The organism is Mucilaginibacter sp. OK268 (assembly GCF_900103125.1).
Lineage (GTDB): Bacteria > Bacteroidota > Bacteroidia > Sphingobacteriales > Sphingobacteriaceae > Mucilaginibacter.
Genome location: NZ_FNJV01000001.1, coordinates 908,928 through 929,576, shown reverse-complemented (window position 1 = coordinate 929,576; position 20,649 = coordinate 908,928). Strand labels below are relative to the sequence as shown.

Here is a 20,649-nt window from a genome sequence, read left to right as displayed (position 1 = left end):
ACTTTTGTTACATTATATCGGCTCTATATCATGTACAAAAAAGTCACTTTACTACTGCTGCTGCTTGCATTTTCGTTGATCAACATAGCCCGTGCCGAAGAGCCCTGGGCCTTAAGTACTAACAAAGAAGGTGTTAAGGTTTATACGAGGCATGTGCCTGATTCCAAAATAAAAGCCATTAAGGTAGAATGTGAATTTAATGCCTCTGCCGCTCAGCTGGTTGCTGTATTACTGGATATAAAAGGTAGTATAGATTGGGTATATCACACCAAGTCTGTTAACATGATCAAACAGGTATCACCTTCAGAACTATATTACTATTCCGAAGTATCTATACCCTGGCCCCTGCATAACCGCGATTTTATTGCCCATATCAAAGTTACCCAGGACCCTAAAACCAAAGTGGTTACGGTTGATGCCCCTTGTTTGGCAGATATGGTGCCACGTAAAGATGGTATTGTACGTATTGAGCACTCAGTAGGTAAATGGGTAATCACACCGATAGACAGCGACCATGTAAAAATTGAATATACCCTGCATTTGGATGCAGGCGGTAGCGTACCCGCCTGGTTACTCAACATGTTCATTACACAGGGGCCCACAGAAAGCTTCAAAAAGCTAAAAGTACAATTGCAAAAACCCACCTACAAAAATATCAAGCTCCCTTATATTACTGATTGATCATACGGGTTAACCAAACGGCATAGCGCCATTCTATCCCCATTACGCTAATTACCATTAATCATTTGCAAAAAAAGCTGATAACAGTTGCCTGCTATAAGCGTAATTTCGTTGCTTAGCTGTAATTGTCGATGCTGTTACCGTGATACTTGCAGATGCCTGATGACAGTTTTATAATTTATTACCGCTAATATTGCTTTAACCAATTAAAGTAAACACTATAAAATGAAGGTAGCTTTATTTGTGCCCTGCTATGTAGATCAATTTTATCCTAAAGCAGCTATTGCCACGTTGGAATTGCTCGAAAAATTAGGCGTTGAGGTGCATTATCCTAAAAATCAAACCTGCTGCGGACAGCCCATGGCTAATTCCGGATATGAACACCTTACTACCGGCTGTAATAATTTGTTTATTGATAACTTTTCGGGATATGATTATATCGTATGCCCATCGGGCAGTTGTACCCTGCATATCAAAGAGCATTTACATTCACCCGAGAAAGAAGAACAGGCTGTTGATATTCGCAAGCGTGTTTACGAGCTTACCGAATTTTTAGTTGATGTATTAAACGTAACTGAATTAAAAGCCAATTTTCCTTATAAAGTGGGTTTACACCAAAGCTGTCACGGTTTGCGCGGTTTGCGGATATCGCAAATGAGCGAGCTGGTTGCCCCGGTTTTCAGCAAACCCGCACAATTGTTAGATATGGTACAGGGATTGGAGCTGGTACCTTTAACCCGGCAGGATGATTGCTGCGGTTTTGGCGGCACGTTTTGTGTAGCCGAAGAAGCAGTATCCTCCAAAATGGGGAAAGACCGTGTAGACGACCATATCGAACACGGTGCCCAATACATTACCTCGGCCGATCTTTCATGCCTCATGCATATGGAAGGTATTTTACGCCGGCAAAAAAGCGATGTTAAAGTAATTCATGTGGCCGAAATTTTAAATCACTACAGCCATGAGTAATGTAGCAACAAAAAGCCACTCCGAGTTAGCCAGCGTCTTTAACCAGGATGAACCACGGGTTGACTGGCATGACGAAACCTTATGGTGGGTACGCCAAAAGCGCGATATACAGGCTCATAAGCTGCCGGAGTGGGAATTGTTAAGAGAAACCGCCTCGCAGATCAAGAACAACGTATTATCAAATCTGAGTGAATACCTTGAGCAATTTGAGGCTAACGCGATCAGCAACGGTATTATAGTACATTGGGCGGCTAATGCCGAAGAACATAACAAAATCGTACACCGCCTATTACAGGAGCGGGGCATCAACCGCATGGTTAAAAGTAAATCCATGCTTACCGAAGAGTGCCATCTGAATGAATATCTCAAAGAACAAGGTATTGATGTCATAGACTCCGATCTGGGCGAGCGCATTGTACAGCTGGCTGGTGAACCGCCAAGTCACATCGTGCTGCCTTGCATCCATAAAAAGAAAGAAGAGATAGGCGATATTTTTCATGAGCATTTAGGCTCAGCCAAAGGCGAATCGGATCCTAAGATCCTGACCGAAACCGCCCGACAGCATTTGCGTGAAGTATTTCTGACACGCCGCGCGGCGCTTACCGGCGTTAACTTTGCCATCGCCGAAACCGGAGAGTTTGTGATATGTACCAACGAGGGCAATGCCGATATGGGCGCTCACCTGGCCGAGATCCATATTGCATCGATGGGAATAGAAAAGATCATCCCGGAAAGGAAACATTTAGGCGTTTTTTTAAGGTTGCTCACCCGCAGCGCTACCGGTCAGCCTATTACCACCTATTCCAGTCATTTCAAAAAACCACAACAGGGTACGGAGATCCATATCGTTATAGTGGATAACGGCCGGAGTATACAATTGGGACGCGAAGATTTTCGCAATTCATTAAAATGCATCCGTTGCGGGGCCTGTATGAACACTTGCCCTGTATATCGTAAAAGCGGCGGTCACAGTTATCATACCGCCGTTGCGGGTCCTATAGGCTCCATACTGGCCCCTAATCTCGACATGAAAAAATATGCCGACCTGCCCTTTGCCTCCACCCTTTGCGGCTCCTGCAGCAACGTATGCCCCGTTAAAATTGACATCCATGACCAGCTTTATAAATGGCGCCAGGTTATTGTAAAAGAAGGCTACAGCCCCAAAGCAAAAACCATGGCTATGAAAGCGATGGCCTTTACCCTATCCTCTCCTGCTTTGTACAGGTCAGGGGGAAAAGTGGGCCGGCTGGTATTTAAATACGCTCCGTTTGCGGTTAACAATAGATTAAATCCCTGGTACAAACACCGCGAAATGCCCAAAGCACCGGAAGAATCATTTGGTGAATGGTACAGCAAAAGAAAGGAAGAAAAGAAATGAGCAGGGAAAAAATATTAGCCGCGGTTAAAAAAAATCAATTTACCCATGCCCCGCTACCTGATCTGGAGATACTAAGCACCTTAACAGCAACCGGAGATGACCTCGTGCAGCAATACACCAGTGTAGCCAGTGCCGGGGGCAGTTTTGTTTATGAGGTAAAAGATCTGGAAGCCATAAAAACCATACTACACAAAGAATTTAAACCCGGTGTAAAGATCATATCTGGCATCCAGGAGCTGGGTGAATATACTTATGCAGGCAATGTACTGGAGGAATCGTCACACAGTTTTGCCGATGCAGAGTTAACCATATTACAATCAAACCTGGGTGTTGCCGAAAATGGAGCACTATGGCTTACAGAAAGCCAGATGAATATACGGGTGCTGCCCTTCATTAGCCAGCACCTGGCTGTGGTGATCAGTAAAGATGCTCTTGTACCTACCATGGCGCAAGCCTATGCTCAAATAGGTAATGCGGATTATAGTTATGGCGCGTTCATTTCCGGGCCATCAAAAACAGCAGATATTGAGCAATCATTAGTGATTGGCGCGCATGGGCCAAGGAGTTTGTCGGTTTTTATATTGGTATAAATTATTGTATAGGTTTAATCTTTGCAATATATTTATCCATTATTAACCTAACCGTACCATGAAAAAACTCCTGCTGCTATTACTTTTATCAGGTTTTATAAGTACCTCCTTTGCCCAATCATTTCACTTAGGGATCAGGGCCGGATTAAATGAATCAAGGCTTTCCGAGATCAACTTCTTGAATAATGGCACTGCCGTAAAAGGTAATTCGTCATATATTTCAAGATTCCATGCCGGGTTATTTGCCGAAATACCTGCTGGTCGGTTTTCGATAGAACCCGGAGTATTCTATACAGAAAAAGGAGCCGAAAATAAATACCAGGCAACAACAGCCTCCAGTTCTCAAAGTTATTATCAAAAAACCACCTTAAACTACCTGGAGATACCGGTAAACATCCTGTATAATATTCCGGTGAGTGTGGGTAAAATATTCGTTGGCGGAGGGCCGTACGCTGCATTTGGTCTTTCGGGCCGTTACCGATCAAACTATTATATAAGCTCCGGGCAAAATACCCAGGGGGGCGAAATACAGGGAGATGTCCGGTTTGATAAAAGTGGCTATAGAAACCCGGATTATGGAATCAATACCTTATTAGGCCTCCGTCTTAAAAATAACATATCATTCAATGTGGGTTATGGCTTTGGCTTCACCAACCTTTATCGTTCGGGCGCAACCGCTAAAAACAAAGTACTCAGCATTTCTGTGGGGTACGAATTTTTATAGGCCTTATTTAGCTTAAAACCAGTGTCATTTACAATGATGACACAAGGATGAGTTTTGCCTATTGTAAAAATATACCAATTGGTATATTTTTGTCTTGTTGAAATTAATCATCAACATTAAAACAAAATGAAAACCTCACAGAACACTGTACTCATAACCGGCGGAAGCGCTGGTATAGGCTTTGAAGTAGCCAAACAACTATCAGCCAAAAACAATCACGTTATTATTATTGGCCGTAACCCCGAGCGTTTGCAAAAAGCTGCCGCCCAATTACAAAATGTTACCGCTATCAGCGCTGATATATCAGACGCTGCCGATGTGGAATCGCTTGTTGCCAAATTATTCAGCGACTTTCCAAAGCTTAATATCGTGATCAATAATGCAGGTGCCGCGGCAGGTTTAAGTGATCTGCTTAACAATACAGATACTTTTGAAAGAGCAAGTGTTGAAATGCATACCAACTACTTGTCTGTTATCAGGCTTAACGAAAAATTATTGCCATTACTTAAAAAACAAGCAGAGGCAGCTATCGTAAACGTATCATCAATAGTAGCTTTTTTACCAGGTAAGGTAACCGCTACTTATTCTGCCAGTAAAGCCGCGTTGCACTCTTATACCCAGGCCTTAAGGGTTGCATTAGAAGACACAAGCGTTAAGGTGTTTGAATTGATGCCGCCATTAGTTGATACGGAATTCTCTACAGAAATTAACGGTCATCTGGGCATCAAACCATCGCAGGTTGCTGATGAGTTTTTAGCCGGGCTGGAAACCGACAACTATGAGATCAGGGTAGCCGGTACCGAGCAATTTTACCAACTATACCTGTCATCACCTGCCGAAGCATTAAAAGTATTACATGGCCGGGCCAGTTAATTCATAAAACTAAAAACGCGAGTCATTTTTACGGGGAACGAGGCGGATCTTCTGCTTCGTTCCTCTTTACAAACCTTAATAAAGCCCCCTTTACCTCATCATCATTCATCAAATTATAATATTAAAATACCAATTGGTACATTTGTGTAATGGAAACGGAATTATCAAAAGCTGCAAGAACACGCCAGTTTATTGTAGAAAAAACTGCGGGTATCTTTAATAAAAAAGGATATGCGGGTACTTCGTTATCGGACCTTACCGAAGCAACGGGGCTTACCAAGGGTAGTATATACGGTAATTTTAAAAACAAAGAAGAAGTTGCCGTAGCTGCATTTGAGTATAACACCGCAAAAGTACGCAAGCAAACCAGGCAGCTTATTGATCAGGCATCTACCTATCATGATAAGTTGATGGTATATGCCCAGGTTTACCATAGATTTAACGCCATCAGTTTCCCGGAAGGGGGTTGCCCTATCTTAAATACGGCTGTTGATGCCGACGATACCAATCCGGTGCTAAAGGAAAAAGCTGCCCAAGTGGTTATTAACTGGAAGAAAAGAATTGAAGATCTGATACAGGGAGGTATAGCCGCGGGAGAATTTAAACCAGGCATCGACATTGCCCAAACTGCCCTGTCCATTATCGCCCTGATCGAAGGGGGCATCATGATAGCTAAGGTAACCAATACCCCTGCCAGCCTGGATAAGATATTAAAAACAGTAGATGCTATCATCACGCAGCTTAAAACCAGCTTGTAACCTAATTATTACAGCAATAATTTGAGGGCTAAAAACAAAAGTTGTTAACTCAACGTTATAAAGAGTACCAATTTAATAATATGCCTAAAAAAATCTTAATCCTTGATGATAGCGAGGATGTACTTGACGTGATGAAAGAAGCGCTCGAGATGGAGGGCTACGAAGTTCAGGGAATTAACTTTACCGATGACATATGCAAGGCAGCTATCAGTTTCAATGCCGACATGGTTATCCTGGACTATATATTATTCGGAATAAACGGTGGTGAACTTTGCCACCTGCTTAAAACCACATCCGAAACATGCCATATACCCGTGATCATGGTGTCGGCCTATCCCAGGGTACTGGAGTCCTTAGGAAACTATGGTTCCGATGCTTTTATAGCCAAACCCTTCAATCTTTCCGATATAACGGATACCATCAAAACTTGTTTCCTTAAAGCCGGCAATGACGTAGAACATGCCGATTGCGATTTTTAGCCGATCAACTATATAATTTGTCACCCTGAGAGATAAATTCCACGAAACTCTACAGGAAAAATAATATCCTTAAGGATAAAACAGGGTGTCATGGTGAGCCCCGTCGAACCATGGTGGGCAGGCCTCTGCGCGCGAGTCTTCGACAAGCTCAGACTGACAGGCCGTTTTTATATACAGCTTCTGCAATACGTCATATCCCCGGGAACAAATAATCTATTGAATATCCAGGTCCTTACATCAAACTTCTTTGCTCTTGCCTCTTTTTTGAGCTTCACACCAAAGTAAAGTTGAGCTACTCAGCAAACCTGCGCCCCTGCTTTTACACCCATCTTTGTTTTGTAATTAACAGAGCAAAGAAAAATGAAAAAGATCATATTAATAACCGGTGCATCTGCCGGTATGGGTAAAGAAATGGCCAGGCACCTGGCACAGGATGGTCATATCGTATATGGCGCAGCCCGTCGTGTGGAGAAAATGGCCGACCTTAAACAGTTTGGCGTAAGGGTATTGGCCATGGATGTAACTGACGAAGTTTCTATGATTGCCGGTGTTGAAACTATAGTAAAAGCCGAAGGCGGTATTGACGTATTGATCAATAATGCCGGATTTGGTTCATATGGAGCTATTGAGGATGTACCCATTGCCGATGCACGTTACCAAATGGAAGTAAATGTTTTTGGCGCAGCACATTTAACCCAATTGGTATTACCGCACATGCGTAAACAGGGCTCTGGTACAATCATTAATATATCATCTGTTGGTGGTAAGTTTGCTATGGCACTTGGTGGGTGGTATCATGCCAGCAAATTCGCGCTCGAGGCCCTGAGCGATAGCCTGCGCAATGAAGTAAAGCGGTTTGGTATTGACGTGGTGGTAATTGAACCTGGCGGCGTAAAATCTGAATGGGGAAGCATCGCGATGGATAATCTGCTTAAAATTTCGGGAAATACACCCTATAGTCCTTTAGCCCAAAAATTTTCCGATAGCGTAATAAAAATTAGCGAAAAAAATGCTGAGCCGATAGTTATTGTTGACCTGGTGAGGAAAGCTATAGCCGCCAAACAGCCTAAAACCCGTTATCATGGCGGCTATATGGCTGGCCTGATATTATTCATGCGCAAAATACTATCCGACCGTACATTTGATAAAATACTACTGGCTCAGCTGAAGTAGTTGTATATTTAAATTGACCATGGAAAATAAAAGCCACGTATTGTTTAACAACCTGATGTACTCCTGCGTTGATAAAAAACAACGCAGCAACGAATCATTTGTACCCGAGCATGCTTTCGGGTACATCATATCGGGCGAAACGCACCAGAAAACCAACGAAGGCACGCGCATATTCAGCGCCGGCACTGTAGGGCTTGTCCGCCGGAATCAATTGGTAAAAACAGAAAAAATTCCTGGGTTGGATGGAGAATTTAAATCGATCAATATTTTTTTAGATCAGGCATTTTTACGCAGATACAGTGCCGCGCATAAACTTGCGCCCGCCAAACCTTACAGCGGCGAATCCATTCACCTCCTACAGCCAGATCCCTTCATTAAAGGCTATTTTGATTCTTTGATGCCCTATTTTGATCATCCGGAAAGAGCCACAGATAACATGGCCGAGCTAAAAACCAAAGAAGCGGTTGAATTGCTCCTGAATTTCAATCCGGATTTTTACGATTTCCTTTTTGATTTTACGGAGCCTTATAAGATAGACCTGGAAGCTTACATGAACCAGAATTACATGTTCAATGTACCTGCTGCCCAGTTTGCCAAACTCACAGGTCGCAGTCTGGCCAGCTTTAAGCGCGACTTTGAAAAAGTATTTCGCATGGCACCAGGACAATGGTTGCAACAAAAGCGATTGAATGAAGCCTATTACCTCATCAGGGAAAAGGGTCAGAAACCATCAGAGGTATATCTTGATGTTGGTTTTGAGAATCTCTCGCACTTTTCATACACTTTCAAAAAGGTATTTGGGATTGTGCCTTCACGAGTTTAGGTTTTCATGATCATTTGTTTTCTGCTTTTGTTTTAGATAGCTTTATAACAGCAGAATACTAAACCTGAAACCACATGAACTGGAACCTGATCTTTAAACTTTCGATGTTTGGCCTGGCCATGGGCCTGGCGACTGCATTTTTTATTCCGAGTAATGTTGAGGGAGCTCTCTGGCCGGTTATTTTTATTATCTGCGCTTACCTTATCGCCAAAAACTGTACACAAATGTATTTTACTAATGGCTTTTGCCTTAGCCTCGTGAACTGTGTATGGATCATCGCCGCGCATGCTATTTTCTATAAAAGCTATGAAGCCGGTCATGCGCAGGAAGCTGCCATGTATAATGGCAACCCATACCACATCCCACCACAGGTGGCCCTGGCTGTTATAGGTGTTGTAATTGGCATAGCATCGGGATTGGTGCAGGGTCTGTTTGCGTTTATCGCCTCAAAACTGGTTAAGAAAAAGTAATGGCCTTAACTCAGCTGGATAATTTTTACCTGCAAAAGGACGAACCCATCAGGGGTTGTTTACTGGCACTTAAAGATATCATCCTGAAACAAGACAAGAACATATCGGCCGAATGGAAATATGGGATGCCCTTTTTCTGCTACAAGGGCAAAATGTTCTGCTATCTGTGGGTGCACAAAAAATATCATCAACCCTACATCGGTATTGTTGAAGGGCAAAGATTTGATCACCCTAAGCTCATCATCGAAAAACGCTCGCGTATGAAGATCATGCTTTTTGAAGCAGATCTGGATCTGCCGGTAGAAACTATAGGTGATATTTTAAAGCAGGCCCTCGATCTGTACAGAACCGGGGTAATCAAGATCAGGTAAATCCGTACAATACCATTCCATCAGCTTAACAATGCACGAATCTATTTTTTGTATAATCCATCATGAATAAAACAATTGAATGTATATCTTTGCAGCAAATGCTCCCGTAGTTCAACGGATAGAATTATGGTTTCCGGTACCATCGATATGAGTTCGAATCTCGTCGGGAGCACAAAAAGCCGATAGCTGAAAAGTTATCGGCTTTGTCGTAATATTATATATTTGAATATTAGATTAAGTTAATATTTTATAATAAATTGCGGTAGGAATACCTAAATTAAATATCAGTTTTTGAAAAGAAGATCAATAGATAATGTCGATACATTTAAACAAGATTTAACAGCTCTTGATAGCGAAAAGATAGTTGAAAAATGGATAACTTCTGGAAAATGTGCTATGGTATCTGATAATGAATATGAAGAACTAAAAAAACAAGTTTCTAAACATTTCAATATTGATAAAAGTCAAGTCTTAATCGTTGGCTCAGCAAGATTAGGTTTTTCATTAGCTCCCAAAAAACTTTTTCGAAAATTTAGTAACAGTTCAGATATTGATGTAGCCATAGTGTCTTCAGTCCTGTTTGATAGTATTTGGAAAAATGTTTATCAATTAGATCAAGAAAAAATTATTTGGGAAACGTCCGATACATTTAAAGAATATCATTTTAACGGATGGATAAGACCTGATTTATTGCCACCGTCAAACCAATTTAACTTTAACCAATTATGGTGGGAGTTTTTTCGAAGATTAACATCTTCGGGCAAATTTGGCAATTATAAAATTACAGGAGCATTATATAAGGATTGGGAATTTTTTAAGGGTTACCACTTAAATAATATTAAAAAATTAAAACTAGATTATGAAAACTAGCGCAACTAACAGAAAGTTAAGGGTATTAATAAACGATATAAAAAACAATATATTAATACCTCGTCCTGAATTCCAAAGAAGGCTAGTTTGGACTAACGACGATAAATTAAGATTCCTTTCAACAGTACTTGAGGGTTATCCTTTTCCTGAGATATATATTGCTGCCGGAAAAGTTAACCCAGATACTGGTGAAGGAAGTGAAATGTTAGTTGACGGCCAACAACGTATTACTACATTATATCAATACTTTATAGCTTCGTCTGAAATAAAATTAAAGGATGTCATTGTTGCATATTCCGACTTATCAAATGATCAAAAGGTTGCTTTTCTAGAATACGAAGTTGTCACTCGCGATTTAGGACAAAAGACAATCGAGGAAATAAAGGAAATTTTTAAAAGAATTAATTCTACAAAATATTCTTTAAATGCAATGGAGACTCATAATGCTCGATTTGATGGCGTCTTCAAAAAATTTGCTGAGAAAATCTCACAAAACATCTTTTTTGAAAATCATAGAGTTTTTACAATCACAGAAATTAGGCGAATGTCTGATATGGTTTTTACTTTAGACGTAATAATAACAGTACTATCTACATATTTTAATAGGGATGAAGAAATTGAAAGTTACTTACTTAGATATAACGATGAATTTGAATATGAAGAGGAACTAACATATGAATTACAAGATATCTTCATTAAAATTGAAAAATTAGGATTAAGTGATAAATCTAGAGGCTGGAAAAAATCGGATTTATTCACTCTTATTATAGAATTATATAAAGCTGTTTATAAAAATAAGTTAGAATTAGATTTAAAAGCTATAGGCGAACAGCTTGAAAGTTTTTATTCATTAGTTGATACTAAGGATTACCTTCGAAATAAAACTGTAAATACTTATAGAAAGGCCACGTTGTCCTCCACTACTGATAGAGGATCAAGAATTGATAGGGGGAAAATAGTCGAAAATATTTTAAAGAGTAAAACTCAATATATTAGATTGCCTGAAACTCAAAAGCCCAAGCAAACTACAGCTGCTGGTCATCGCAACAAGAAAAAACTATCAACTAATTGATGATATAGAAAAAGTCGCCTGAATTTCCGACGGCTTTATTTAGCTTTTAAATAATCTCATTTTTTTCAATCAATTCGCCCCCAATCAATCGCTGCCGGATTCGAATCTCGTCGGGAGCACAAAAGCCTCTTAAAATTATTTTAAGAGGCTTTTTTATTCGCATTGCTCAATCATCGCAATGTGAAATATGGTTCATATTTAAAATGGCATCTACCTCCTGGAGAAAACGCTGATGTTCCATTTCTTCTACCTCGAGCTGCGTTAGGCCGCTATACTTTGCTTTGTTTTGGTGCCTGCTTCTAATGATGATCACAATAGGTATACATACCTGTATGATCATAAAGGCTACTGTGATCTGGAACATATAAGTAACTAATGTATCCATAATAGTAAGACAAATAAGGTATTAATTGGTGTTGTTAATTTAACGATTTTTACCTGGTTTTAGATGCGTATTCGCTATTTTTTCTACTTTCTTAACCAATTAAAGCGTTTTTAACATTTTGTACAATAAAACGCCTTTACAGCCTCAAAGCTTATATTTTTAGCCCCATTTATTGCTAATCTATTTACTTGTTTATTAGCCAAACAGTATCGTTTTGATCATTTTTAACGTAAGGGCTATTATAATTTTTTAATAATGCTTGCCTAAACAAAAGCCTTCCTTATATTTGTAACCAAAAGGTTTCATATTGATGGTTAAACATCTATTCCTTTTTATTCCATATAACCAATACACCTATGTTAGAGACAGTTCAACCCAAACCCCAAAGTAAAATAGCCTCTTTTTTTTCTGTTTTAAAGCAATCACTTAAAGGCGCCGAAGTTGACCTCACCTCCATCAGCATTAAAAGAGCCATTATTTTGTTAGCCATTCCCATGATGCTGGAAATGGCTATGGAGTCGGTATTCGCATTAGTCGATCTGTATTTTGTGGGGCATTTGAAAAACAGTAGCCTTGCCATTCAAACAGTTGGTTTAACAGAGTCGGTATTAACCGTTATATATTCCCTGGCTATTGGTTTGAGCATGGCGGCCACTGCCGTAGTGGCCCGTCGTATCGGCGAAAAAAATCCCGAGGCGGCATCAAAAGCCGGTATGCAAACCATTATCATCGCCGTAATTATTAACCTTACCATCAGCATTATAGGGTTAACACATGCCCGGGATATCCTGCTCATCATGGGTGCCTCTGCCGAAACTGCCGACCATGGAACCAATTTTGTTCGGATTATGATGGGCGGTAGTATTATTATTGTGATGCTATTCCTGATCAACGGTATTTTCAGAGGGGCGGGTAATGCCGCAGTCGCTATGCGCAGTTTATTGATAGCCAACATAGCAAACTGTTTCTTATGCCCACTTTTTATCAGAGGCCTGGGCCCTATCCCGGCTTTTGGTTTAACCGGTGCCGCTATTGCCACTACTATTGGCAGAGGGTTAGGGGTTAGCTACCAGGTTTATAACTTATTCAACGGAAAAAACATCTTGAAAATACGCTTAAGCTATTTTGTGCCCGACTGGCAGCAGATCAAAGCCATCATCAAGATCGCCGCACCAGGTATTTTACAATTTGTAGTAGCCAGTTGCAGCTGGATATTCCTGGCCGAACTGGTAGCTACCACCGGCGGCGAAGCCGGCTCAGCGGGCTATCAAACCTCCCTGCGGCTAATGATGTTCTTCCTGTTACCTGCCTGGGGTTTAAGCAACGCGGCGGCAACGCTGGTAGGGCAAAACCTGGGTGCAGGCCATGTAGACAGGGCCGAAAAGTCGGTATTTCAAACCATTAAATACACCATGGTGTTCCTGGGCATTGTAAGCATCTTGTTTTTAACCTGCGGACATTTATTCGCGTCGTTTTTTACCGAGGACAAAGCCGTTATAAAAGTAGCCACCCGCTCTTTGCAAATTTTAAGCGGGGGCTTTATTATTTATGGCGTGGGTATGGTTTTAACCAGCGCGTTTAACGGTGCCGGAGATACCTGGACACCCACCAAGATCAACGTTTTCACCTTCTGGGTGTTCCAGATCCCTTTTGCTTACTTGCTGGCCAAGTATTTTGAAATGGGGCCAACAGGTGTTTTTATTTCCATCCCCGTTGCCGAAGTCGGGCTTACCTTAGGGGCCTATATTCTATTTAAACGTGGTAAATGGAAAAAAACTATGGTTTAAGAGGGAAGTCGATAGTCCAGAGACCAGAAGTCTGTAAGATAGAAACATAAAGATCAAAAGAAAGTCCGAAAGCCTGGAGGGTTACACTCTCCAAACTTTCGGACTTTTTTACTTGCGGACTTCATGGACTATGGACCATCGACTATGGACTTGTCGACTTATTACGGCAATTTTACTGCCTGGCGGGCCAGCAATTCCCATTGCCCTTTATTTTTAATCCATACCAGCAATATACCCAGCTTTGCAATACCCGGGCCTTTACCTTTATCATTGGTAGCCGCCGTAAGTATATGCCTTACAATAGCCGTGTTACCTACCACATTAATATTTTGATCGGTCAGATTGATAGATACAAAATCTGAGGCGCCGGTAGCGAGATCACTTATAAATTCTTTTTTAATTTGCAGCTTACCGGTTGAGTGACCATAGCTAACTTCGCTTGATACTAATTTTTTAAGTGTAAGGGTATCCGCGTCGACCATTGCTTTACGCAATTGTTCGGTGGCTTGTGTTACCTCTGTGATCTGTTTTGAGCTTTGAGCAAAAGGTTTTTCCACATGAAGCACAAAAGTTACTACCAAACATAGCAGGGCTTTTAATAAAAAAGATCTTTTCATAGGGATTTTCAAATTAGGTTTTTAACAAATATAATGTTAAACGTTAAATCTGAAGTGCATAATATCGCCGTCTTGTACAATATAGGTTTTTCCTTCAATGGCCAGCTTTCCGTTTTCTTTTATCACTGCCTCTGAACCGTTAAATTTAACAAATTCATCATACTTGATCACCTCAGCACGGATAAATCCCTTCTCAAAATCGGTATGGATCACGCCTGCAGCCTGCGGCGCTGTAAAGCCCTGTGTAATTGTCCAGGCACGTACTTCCTGCACGCCAGCGGTAAAGTAAGTAGCCAGGTTAAGCAGTTTATAGGCCGCTTTGATCAGTTTGTTTACGCCCGATTCTGTCAATCCCAGATCATCCAGAAACATCTGGCGTTCTTCATAAGTTTCCAGCTGCGCTATTTCCGATTCTATCTGTGCAGATATCACCAACACCTCTGCATTCTCTTCCTTAACAGCCTCTTTTACCCTATCTACATAAGCATTGCCGGTATTTACCGAACCTTCATCCACGTTACAAACGTACATTACAGGTTTTGCGGTAAGTAACCACAGGTCCTCAACGTATTCTTTATCCTCTTCAGCAACCGGTGCGGTACGGGCCGATTTACCTGTTAGCAGGTGCTCTTTGTAAACGGTTAAAACATCAAAGGTCTTTTTCGCCTCTTTGTCGCCACCGGTTTTAGCCATTTTTTCAACTTTCTGGATCTTTTTCTCTATCGATTCCAAGTCCTTCAGTTGCAATTCGGTATCAATGATCTCTTTGTCGCGTATAGGGTCAACAGAACCGTCAACGTGTATCACATTGTCATTATCAAAGCAGCGCAGTACGTGTATAATGGCATTGGTAGCACGTATATTACCCAAAAACTGGTTACCCAGGCCCTCGCCTTTGCTGGCGCCTTTTACCAAACCTGCTATATCAACAATTTCAATAACGTTGGGTACAATGCTTTTGGGTTGTACTATTTCGGTAAGTTTGGTTAAGCGCTCATCTGGCACCGTAATTACGCCTACGTTTGGTTCAATAGTACAGAACGGAAAGTTAGCCGCCTGTGCTTTGGCATTTGATAAGCAATTAAAAAGTGTCGATTTACCTACGTTTGGTAAACCCACTATTCCACATTGTAAACCCATATTTTATTATAAAACAGTAAATTCTAAACTCTAAATTCTAAACCCCAAAAGTCAAATTCTGAAAATTCTTTAATTCCGAAAACTGCGAAGCTCTCTTGAACACCTTTGAAAACAAGCAACAGGTGAGAAATTCTGATTCAGACTACCGATAAAATTCGCGCAAAGATAACACAAAAATTTGCCTATAATTTGAAAAAATAAACGACTTTTGCCAACGTCAAAACAAGGCGAAACAGATTAATAATAAGATGTAAAACAACAGGGGGAACTTTATGAACGAAATGGTTGAACAAATAGAATTGTTGCTGGAGCAGGAAAACAATAAACAATTAAAGGAATATTTGAACAACCTAAACATATCAGACGTTGAAGAACTGATAGGTGAGCTACCCGAACATGGCCCCCGATTTATTGAAACCCTGTCGCTCAACCGCGCTGTTAACGTTTTCCGGATCCTGGATTCGCCTACCCAGGAACGTATCATCAAAAAGCTATCAGGACAAAAAGTAGCCGATCTGATCAACGCGCTGCCTCCCGATGACCGTACCGCCCTTTTTAGCGAATTACATGGTGATGCCGTTAAAACACTCATCCTGCACCTGTCGCCCGATGACCGCAAAGAGGCGCTCTCTTTATTAGGTTACGAAGAAGAAAGCGTTGGGCGTCTGATGACCCCCGACTATATTGCCGTTAAGAAAAACTGGGATGTTACCCGCGTATTATCCCACATCCGCCGCTACGGTAAAAACTCCGAAACCATTGATGTGATCTATGTAATTGATGAAAACGGCGTACTGCTTGATGATATCAGGATACGGGAAATATTATTAGTTAAACCCGAAACCAAAGTAAGCGACCTGATGGACGGGCGCCTGATATCCCTCAGCGCCAGTGATCCGCAGGAAGAAGCCATCAATATATTCAGGATGAACAACCGCGTGGCCCTGCCTGTGGTTGACAATGAGCATATATTGCTTGGTATTGTAACTGTCGATGATATTTTATGGATAGCCAACGAAGAGTATACCGAGGATATCCAGAAAATTGGTGGTACCGAAGCTTTGGACGAACCTTACCTGGATATTAACCTTTTCAGGCTGGTTAAAAAGCGGGTTGGCTGGCTTATTATTTTGTTCCTGGGCGAAATGCTGACCGCTACCGCCATGGGATTTTTTGAAAAATCAATTGAAAAAGCCGTGGTATTAGCCTTGTTTATCCCGCTTATTATATCAAGTGGCGGTAACAGCGGTTCGCAGGCTTCAACCCTAATTATACAGGCCATGGCCTTGGGCGAAGTTACGGTTACCGATTGGTGGCGGGTAATGCGCCGTGAGCTGTTGTCGGGCTTAATGCTGGGCCTAACGCTTGGATTAATAGGGTTTATGCGTATTTACATCTGGACCATGTTTTCGCCCATTTACGGACCACACTGGATATTGGTAGGCTTAACCGTAGGCTGCGCCCTGGTTGGTGTTGTATTGTGGGGATCATTGGCAGGCTCCATGCTACCACTCATCCTGAAAAAACTAGGCGCCGACCCTGCAACATCATCTGCCCCGTTTGTAGCTACCCTGGTGGACGTTACCGGACTCATCATTTACTTTAGCATCGCCGTGATGATCATGAAGGGTGTGATGCTGTAATGAGGGTATCTCGTTAGCTCAGCAGTCGCTCGGCTCCAGCCGAGTGACGATTATTAAGATTAACACGTCATTGCGAGGTACGAAGCAATGACGCGTAAGGTTGTTGTGCCGGGGGCATCCGCCTTAACATAATGCACACTCACCACTCACCACTCAACTCATATATGAACTCACATTGCTGTAATCAATATTAGTTACATTGCTGTAATCGGGCACAAAGCTATCCTCGTTACTGATGGCCATATCCAGTTCAAAGCTTGAAGGGTATGGTGTATTCAGCAAGCTGCCTTTAGGGATATAGGGGAACAGCTCCCCGTAGGTTTGTATCTGGCTGTGGTTAATACGGCGATAGATGAACATACGGTGCAGATCGCAAGGTTTTACCAGGCCGGCCGCACCTATCATTTGTATGGCACTGCTTACCGTTTGGTTATGAAAATTGGCCACACGCACCTTTTTATCGTCCACCACCAGGCCGCGCATCAGGCTTTTATCCTGTGTGGCTACGCCGGTTGGACAAGTGTTCATATTACATTCCAGCGCCTGTATACAGCCCAGGGCAAACATCATTCCGCGGGCGCTGTTGCACATATCGGCACCCAGGGCAAAATTCTTTACCAGGTCGAACCCGGTAGCCACCTTGCCCGATGCGATGATCTTGATATATTTTTTAATGTCGAAACCAGTTAAGGCATCATAAATAAAAGCCAGGGCTTCGCGCAGGGGCATACCTACCGAGTTCGAGAATTCCAGCGGGGCGGCTCCGGTACCACCCTCGCCCCCATCCACGGTAATAAAATCGGGATAGATACCTGTTTTCACCATAGCCTTGCATATCGCCAGGAACTCACTCTTATGACCGACACAAAGCTTAAAGCCGATAGGTTTGCCACCCGATAGCTCACGCAGCTTTTTGATAAATTGGGTTAAACCAATAGGATCACTAAACGCGGTATGGTATGGCGGCGATACTACATCCTGCCCCATCTCCACCAGCCTGATCCGCGCAATCTCCGGCGTAACCTTGGCGGCTGGCAATATTCCACCGTGACCAGGCTTGGCTCCCTGCGATAACTTTATTTCGATCATTTTTACCTGCGGCAATACGGCGCGCTGGGCAAAAGCATCATAATCAATAGTACCATCGGTATGGCGGCAGCTAAAATAGCCGGTGCCTATTTGCCAGATAATATCTCCGCCGGGTTTCAGGTGATAATCGCTCAGGCCGCCTTCGCCGGTATTATGCGCGAAGTTGCCCAATTTGGCGCCGCCGTTCAGGGCCAGAATCGCGTTCTCGCTCAGCGAACCAAAACTCATAGCCGATATATTATAAACACTGGCCATATAAGGCTGCTTACAATCGGGGCCACCAACTTTTACCCTTGGCGACAGATCAAGCTTATGATGATCAATCGCCGCTATGCTGTGGTTAAGCCATTCGTAGCCATCTTCATACACATCCAGTTCGGTACCAAAGGGCCGGGTATCATCAACCTTTTTAGCACGCTGATATATCACGCTGCGATTTTGGCGGTTAAAGGGCGTACCGTTGGTATCACTCTCAATAAAATACTGGTATATTTTGGGGCGAAGGTCTTCCATCAGAAAGCGCAGATGACCAAACACGGGATAATTGCGTACAATGCTGTGCTTTTTTTGAACCAGGTCGTAAAAGCCTACCGCATATATAGGCACCATGATCACGAACGACCAGGCAGCCGGTTTCCATAGTATTGTCCACCCAATGAGCGCGGCAAATATGATAATGAACGAGGTAATGAAAAGCTTCTTCATAAATAGATTATTTAATATAAAAATAACTCTTAAAGTTAAACATTAGCGCAATTGTATGGTTAAACTTGTACTTGATTGTCGGCGAATTGTAATGAAATAAAATTAGATGTTTAAACATCTAATTTGTTATTATCTTTGACTCAACAAAACAAATAAAAAAAATCATGGCAACAGAAACAGCAACAAAATGGGTTATCGACCCTATGCACTCAGAAGTACAATTTAAAGTAAAACATTTAGTTATATCAACCGTAAGCGGCTTTTTCAAAAGCTTTGAAGGCGAGATCATAACTGAAGGTGATGATTTTGACAATGCCGAAGTGGATTTTTCATTAGACATTAACAGCATCGATACCAACCAGACTCAGCGCGACGAGCACTTAAAAAGCGGCGAGTTTTTTGACGCGGAAAAATATCCAAAGATCATCTTTAAATCAACCTCATTAACCAAAACTGATGATGAGGAATATGAATTAAAAGGTAACCTGACTATAAAAGACGTTACCAAACCGGTAACCCTTAGCGCCGAATTTGGTGGCTCTGCAGCCGATTTTTACGGTAACACCAAAGCAGGTTTTGAAATTTCGGGTAAAGTAAACCGCAAAGAGTTTGGTTTAACCTGGGATGGCGTAACCGAAGCCGGATCAGTAGTGGTTGGCGAAGACATTAAATTGCTCATCAACCTACAGTTGACCAAACAAGCTTAATTGTTTTAATACTGTTGCTGTGTTTTAACATTTAAAAGCCGGCGTTGTTGCCCAGGTAACAACCCGGTTTATTAAAACACTCAACAGGTTGAAATAGATGATGATGATGAAAGTCATTTGCCTTTGGCAAATGACTTTTTTGTTTCCTACTGTGCTAGTTATTCTCTGACATCTCCGCAAAGAGTTTTTTAATTGATAACCCAAGAGACATGTCATTGCGTAGCGTGGCAATCTCGTCACTTGCATATTAAACGCGAGGAGATTGCTTCGTCGTTCCTTCTCGCAATGACATATTCTATATAGTAGTCATTTGACGATGCCCTTAAATTTTCGTATCTTTATACAAACAGCAGCCCGGTTCTCTTTTTATCAGAGGACCGGGCTGTTTAGTTAAGGACAAAACCAAGCCTAAAATCGATTATTTTCAATTCAATTAATTGAATAACAATATTTTAATACTTTTTAAAGTTTTAAAAACTGCTCAAAACTGTGTTAAAATTTGTTAAAAAGTGTTAAAATGAGGGTTTTCCGGGTGATTTTTGACCTGTTTTAAGTCGTTTTTGAGCAGAAAAGTGTTAAAATAAGAGGTTTAAAAAGTTTTTCTTATCCCCAAATGTTAAAATCCTCACGGCTGACAGCAGACAGTCACCAGATTTAAACCAAGTTATAGGTATATTTGTCTGTATATCATGCTTATTAAAATATATCCCGAAAATCCTAACCCTAAAGCTATAGAGCAGGTGGTTGAAGTATTACGCAAAGGTGGCCTCATCATATACCCTACCGATACCGTTTACGGCCTGGGTTGTGATATCACTAATCATAAAGCCATTGAAGCCATCTGCAAGATCAGGAACATTAAACCCGAAAAGGCTAATTTTTCCTTTATATGCTACGATCTGAGCCACATATCTGACTATATCAAACCGATTGACAATACTACCTTCAGAGTGCTCAAAAAGGCTTTGCCGGGACCGTTCACCTTTATATTCAATGCCAGCCATATGGTGCCCAAGCTGTTAAGCTCCAATAAAAAGACGGTGGGTATCCGGGTGCCTGCTAATGAGATAGCCCGCGAGATCGTGCGGGTTTTGGGTAACCCTATCCTATCCACATCTATTAAGGATGATGATGATATTATAGAGTATTCTACCGACCCGGAACTGATCTACGAGAAATATGAAGACCTGGTTGATATCGTGATCGATGGCGGTTATGGGGATAACATCGCCTCTACCGTAGTTGACTGTACCGAAGGCGATTTCGAGATCATCCGTGAAGGTAAAGGGGACCTGGAATTGTATTTGTAAGGAGGGTAAAACAACAAAAAATGGCGTCATTGCGA

The 20,649-nt window shown here is 41.8% G+C and carries 22 protein-coding genes and 1 tRNA gene; 19 read left to right on the top strand and 4 right to left on the bottom strand.

The features are described 5' to 3' along the window. Window positions 1-30 precede the first annotated feature (30 nt). The 15 genes from BLR84_RS03865 (at window position 31) to BLR84_RS03795 (ending at window position 11,231) form a co-directional block, all read left to right on the top strand. A complete protein-coding gene (locus tag BLR84_RS03865) occupies window positions 31-681 on the top strand; it encodes an START domain-containing protein (RefSeq protein WP_090464562.1) in 651 nt (216 codons plus the stop codon). Window positions 682-906: 225 nt separating this feature from the next. Next, a complete protein-coding gene (locus BLR84_RS03860) occupies window positions 907-1,650 on the top strand; it encodes a (Fe-S)-binding protein (RefSeq protein ID WP_090464559.1) in 744 nt (247 codons plus the stop codon). Further along, window positions 1,643-3,028: a lactate utilization protein B gene (locus BLR84_RS03855; protein ID WP_090464557.1), complete on the top strand. Its 1,386-nt coding sequence runs from the start codon at window positions 1,643-1,645 to the stop codon at window positions 3,026-3,028. Before BLR84_RS03860 ends, BLR84_RS03855 begins: the two co-directional genes overlap by 8 nt. Then, window positions 3,025-3,618, top strand: coding sequence for a LutC/YkgG family protein (locus BLR84_RS03850; RefSeq protein ID WP_176851941.1), 594 nt, complete (start codon window positions 3,025-3,027; stop codon window positions 3,616-3,618). Before BLR84_RS03855 ends, BLR84_RS03850 begins: the two co-directional genes overlap by 4 nt. A 58-nt stretch (window positions 3,619-3,676) precedes the next feature. Then, entirely contained in the window at window positions 3,677-4,342 is a 666-nt protein-coding gene (locus BLR84_RS03845) for a porin family protein (RefSeq protein WP_090464551.1), read from the top strand. 126 nt (window positions 4,343-4,468) lie between these two features. Then, window positions 4,469-5,215 carry an SDR family oxidoreductase gene (locus tag BLR84_RS03840; protein ID WP_090464549.1) on the top strand — a complete coding sequence of 249 codons (747 nt, stop codon included), beginning with the start codon at window positions 4,469-4,471 and terminating at the stop codon, window positions 5,213-5,215. 149 nt (window positions 5,216-5,364) lie between these two features. Further along, entirely contained in the window at window positions 5,365-5,973 is a 609-nt protein-coding gene (locus tag BLR84_RS03835) for a TetR/AcrR family transcriptional regulator (RefSeq protein ID WP_090464546.1), read from the top strand. A gap of 80 nt (window positions 5,974-6,053) precedes the next feature. Next, on the top strand, window positions 6,054-6,452 hold the full coding sequence (locus BLR84_RS03830; protein ID WP_090464542.1) for a response regulator: 399 nt from the start codon (window positions 6,054-6,056) through the stop codon (window positions 6,450-6,452). A 360-nt stretch (window positions 6,453-6,812) separates the two neighbouring features. Then, the gene (locus BLR84_RS03825) at window positions 6,813-7,625 is read left to right on the top strand and encodes an oxidoreductase (protein WP_090464539.1); all 813 of its coding nucleotides are present in this window, start codon (window positions 6,813-6,815) and stop codon (window positions 7,623-7,625) included. A 19-nt stretch (window positions 7,626-7,644) separates the two neighbouring features. Then, a complete protein-coding gene (locus tag BLR84_RS03820) occupies window positions 7,645-8,448 on the top strand; it encodes a helix-turn-helix domain-containing protein (protein WP_176851940.1) in 804 nt (267 codons plus the stop codon). Between the two features lie 74 nt (window positions 8,449-8,522). Further along, entirely contained in the window at window positions 8,523-8,918 is a 396-nt protein-coding gene (locus BLR84_RS03815) for a hypothetical protein (protein WP_090464536.1), read from the top strand. After that, window positions 8,918-9,289, top strand: coding sequence for a DUF1801 domain-containing protein (locus BLR84_RS03810; RefSeq protein WP_090464534.1), 372 nt, complete (start codon window positions 8,918-8,920; stop codon window positions 9,287-9,289). Before BLR84_RS03815 ends, BLR84_RS03810 begins: the two co-directional genes overlap by 1 nt. Before the next feature lie 100 nt (window positions 9,290-9,389). Then, a tRNA-Arg gene (locus BLR84_RS03805) sits at window positions 9,390-9,461 on the top strand. 119 nt (window positions 9,462-9,580) lie between these two features. After that, window positions 9,581-10,159: a hypothetical protein gene (locus BLR84_RS03800; RefSeq protein ID WP_090464531.1), complete on the top strand. Its 579-nt coding sequence runs from the start codon at window positions 9,581-9,583 to the stop codon at window positions 10,157-10,159. After that, a complete protein-coding gene (locus BLR84_RS03795; RefSeq protein WP_090464528.1) occupies window positions 10,149-11,231 on the top strand; it encodes a DUF262 domain-containing protein in 1,083 nt (360 codons plus the stop codon). The genes BLR84_RS03800 and BLR84_RS03795 overlap by 11 nt, the downstream gene beginning before the upstream one ends. 166 nt (window positions 11,232-11,397) lie before the next feature. Here the strand turns inward: BLR84_RS03795 and BLR84_RS03790 are convergent, their stop codons facing one another. Beyond that, complete coding sequence (locus BLR84_RS03790; protein ID WP_090464525.1) at window positions 11,398-11,616, bottom strand: hypothetical protein; 219 nt, start codon at window positions 11,614-11,616, stop codon at window positions 11,398-11,400. A 356-nt stretch (window positions 11,617-11,972) separates the two neighbouring features. On the opposite strand from BLR84_RS03790, the gene BLR84_RS03785 reads away from it, so the two are divergent. Then, window positions 11,973-13,403, top strand: coding sequence for an MATE family efflux transporter (locus BLR84_RS03785; RefSeq protein WP_090464522.1), 1,431 nt, complete (start codon window positions 11,973-11,975; stop codon window positions 13,401-13,403). 161 nt (window positions 13,404-13,564) lie between these two features. On the opposite strand, the gene BLR84_RS03780 is transcribed toward BLR84_RS03785, so the two are convergent. Further along, complete coding sequence (locus tag BLR84_RS03780) at window positions 13,565-14,020, bottom strand: nuclear transport factor 2 family protein (RefSeq protein ID WP_090464519.1); 456 nt, start codon at window positions 14,018-14,020, stop codon at window positions 13,565-13,567. A 36-nt stretch (window positions 14,021-14,056) separates the two neighbouring features. Continuing rightward, window positions 14,057-15,160, bottom strand: a complete 1,104-nt coding sequence (gene ychF, locus BLR84_RS03775) for a redox-regulated ATPase YchF (protein WP_090464516.1) — start codon at window positions 15,158-15,160, stop codon at window positions 14,057-14,059. Window positions 15,161-15,432: 272 nt separating this feature from the next. On the opposite strand from ychF, the gene mgtE reads away from it, so the two are divergent. Continuing rightward, window positions 15,433-16,803, top strand: coding sequence for a magnesium transporter (mgtE, locus tag BLR84_RS03770; RefSeq protein WP_090464514.1), 1,371 nt, complete (start codon window positions 15,433-15,435; stop codon window positions 16,801-16,803). 153 nt (window positions 16,804-16,956) lie between these two features. On the opposite strand, the gene BLR84_RS03765 is transcribed toward mgtE, so the two are convergent. Continuing rightward, complete coding sequence (locus BLR84_RS03765) at window positions 16,957-18,597, bottom strand: FMN-binding glutamate synthase family protein (protein ID WP_090464511.1); 1,641 nt, start codon at window positions 18,595-18,597, stop codon at window positions 16,957-16,959. A gap of 164 nt (window positions 18,598-18,761) precedes the next feature. On the opposite strand from BLR84_RS03765, the gene BLR84_RS03760 reads away from it, so the two are divergent. Next, complete coding sequence (locus BLR84_RS03760; protein ID WP_090464509.1) at window positions 18,762-19,304, top strand: YceI family protein; 543 nt, start codon at window positions 18,762-18,764, stop codon at window positions 19,302-19,304. Between the two features lie 689 nt (window positions 19,305-19,993). Then, window positions 19,994-20,614 (top strand): L-threonylcarbamoyladenylate synthase, encoded by a 621-nt coding sequence (locus BLR84_RS03755; RefSeq protein ID WP_090464506.1) that lies wholly within the window; start codon window positions 19,994-19,996, stop codon window positions 20,612-20,614. Window positions 20,615-20,649 lie beyond the last annotated feature (35 nt).

What these genes read in the sequence shown, in the direction of transcription:
- BLR84_RS03865 (WP_090464562.1), top strand. Translation starts at nt 31, where the DNA reads ATGTACAAAAAAGTCACTTTACTACTGCTGCTGCTTGCATTTTCGTTG.
- BLR84_RS03860 (WP_090464559.1), top strand. Translation starts at nt 907, where the DNA reads ATGAAGGTAGCTTTATTTGTGCCCTGCTATGTAGATCAATTTTATCCT.
- BLR84_RS03855 (WP_090464557.1), top strand. Translation starts at nt 1,643, where the DNA reads ATGAGTAATGTAGCAACAAAAAGCCACTCCGAGTTAGCCAGCGTCTTT.
- BLR84_RS03850 (WP_176851941.1), top strand. Translation starts at nt 3,025, where the DNA reads ATGAGCAGGGAAAAAATATTAGCCGCGGTTAAAAAAAATCAATTTACC.
- BLR84_RS03845 (WP_090464551.1), top strand. Translation starts at nt 3,677, where the DNA reads ATGAAAAAACTCCTGCTGCTATTACTTTTATCAGGTTTTATAAGTACC.
- BLR84_RS03840 (WP_090464549.1), top strand. Translation starts at nt 4,469, where the DNA reads ATGAAAACCTCACAGAACACTGTACTCATAACCGGCGGAAGCGCTGGT.
- BLR84_RS03835 (WP_090464546.1), top strand. Translation starts at nt 5,365, where the DNA reads ATGGAAACGGAATTATCAAAAGCTGCAAGAACACGCCAGTTTATTGTA.
- BLR84_RS03830 (WP_090464542.1), top strand. Translation starts at nt 6,054, where the DNA reads ATGCCTAAAAAAATCTTAATCCTTGATGATAGCGAGGATGTACTTGAC.
- BLR84_RS03825 (WP_090464539.1), top strand. Translation starts at nt 6,813, where the DNA reads ATGAAAAAGATCATATTAATAACCGGTGCATCTGCCGGTATGGGTAAA.
- BLR84_RS03820 (WP_176851940.1), top strand. Translation starts at nt 7,645, where the DNA reads ATGGAAAATAAAAGCCACGTATTGTTTAACAACCTGATGTACTCCTGC.
- BLR84_RS03815 (WP_090464536.1), top strand. Translation starts at nt 8,523, where the DNA reads ATGAACTGGAACCTGATCTTTAAACTTTCGATGTTTGGCCTGGCCATG.
- BLR84_RS03810 (WP_090464534.1), top strand. Translation starts at nt 8,918, where the DNA reads ATGGCCTTAACTCAGCTGGATAATTTTTACCTGCAAAAGGACGAACCC.
- BLR84_RS03795 (WP_090464528.1), top strand. Translation starts at nt 10,149, where the DNA reads ATGAAAACTAGCGCAACTAACAGAAAGTTAAGGGTATTAATAAACGAT.
- BLR84_RS03790 (WP_090464525.1), bottom strand. Translation starts at nt 11,616, where the DNA reads ATGGATACATTAGTTACTTATATGTTCCAGATCACAGTAGCCTTTATG.
- BLR84_RS03785 (WP_090464522.1), top strand. Translation starts at nt 11,973, where the DNA reads ATGTTAGAGACAGTTCAACCCAAACCCCAAAGTAAAATAGCCTCTTTT.
- BLR84_RS03780 (WP_090464519.1), bottom strand. Translation starts at nt 14,020, where the DNA reads ATGAAAAGATCTTTTTTATTAAAAGCCCTGCTATGTTTGGTAGTAACT.
- ychF (WP_090464516.1), bottom strand. Translation starts at nt 15,160, where the DNA reads ATGGGTTTACAATGTGGAATAGTGGGTTTACCAAACGTAGGTAAATCG.
- mgtE (WP_090464514.1), top strand. Translation starts at nt 15,433, where the DNA reads ATGAACGAAATGGTTGAACAAATAGAATTGTTGCTGGAGCAGGAAAAC.
- BLR84_RS03765 (WP_090464511.1), bottom strand. Translation starts at nt 18,597, where the DNA reads ATGAAGAAGCTTTTCATTACCTCGTTCATTATCATATTTGCCGCGCTC.
- BLR84_RS03760 (WP_090464509.1), top strand. Translation starts at nt 18,762, where the DNA reads ATGGCAACAGAAACAGCAACAAAATGGGTTATCGACCCTATGCACTCA.
- BLR84_RS03755 (WP_090464506.1), top strand. Translation starts at nt 19,994, where the DNA reads ATGCTTATTAAAATATATCCCGAAAATCCTAACCCTAAAGCTATAGAG.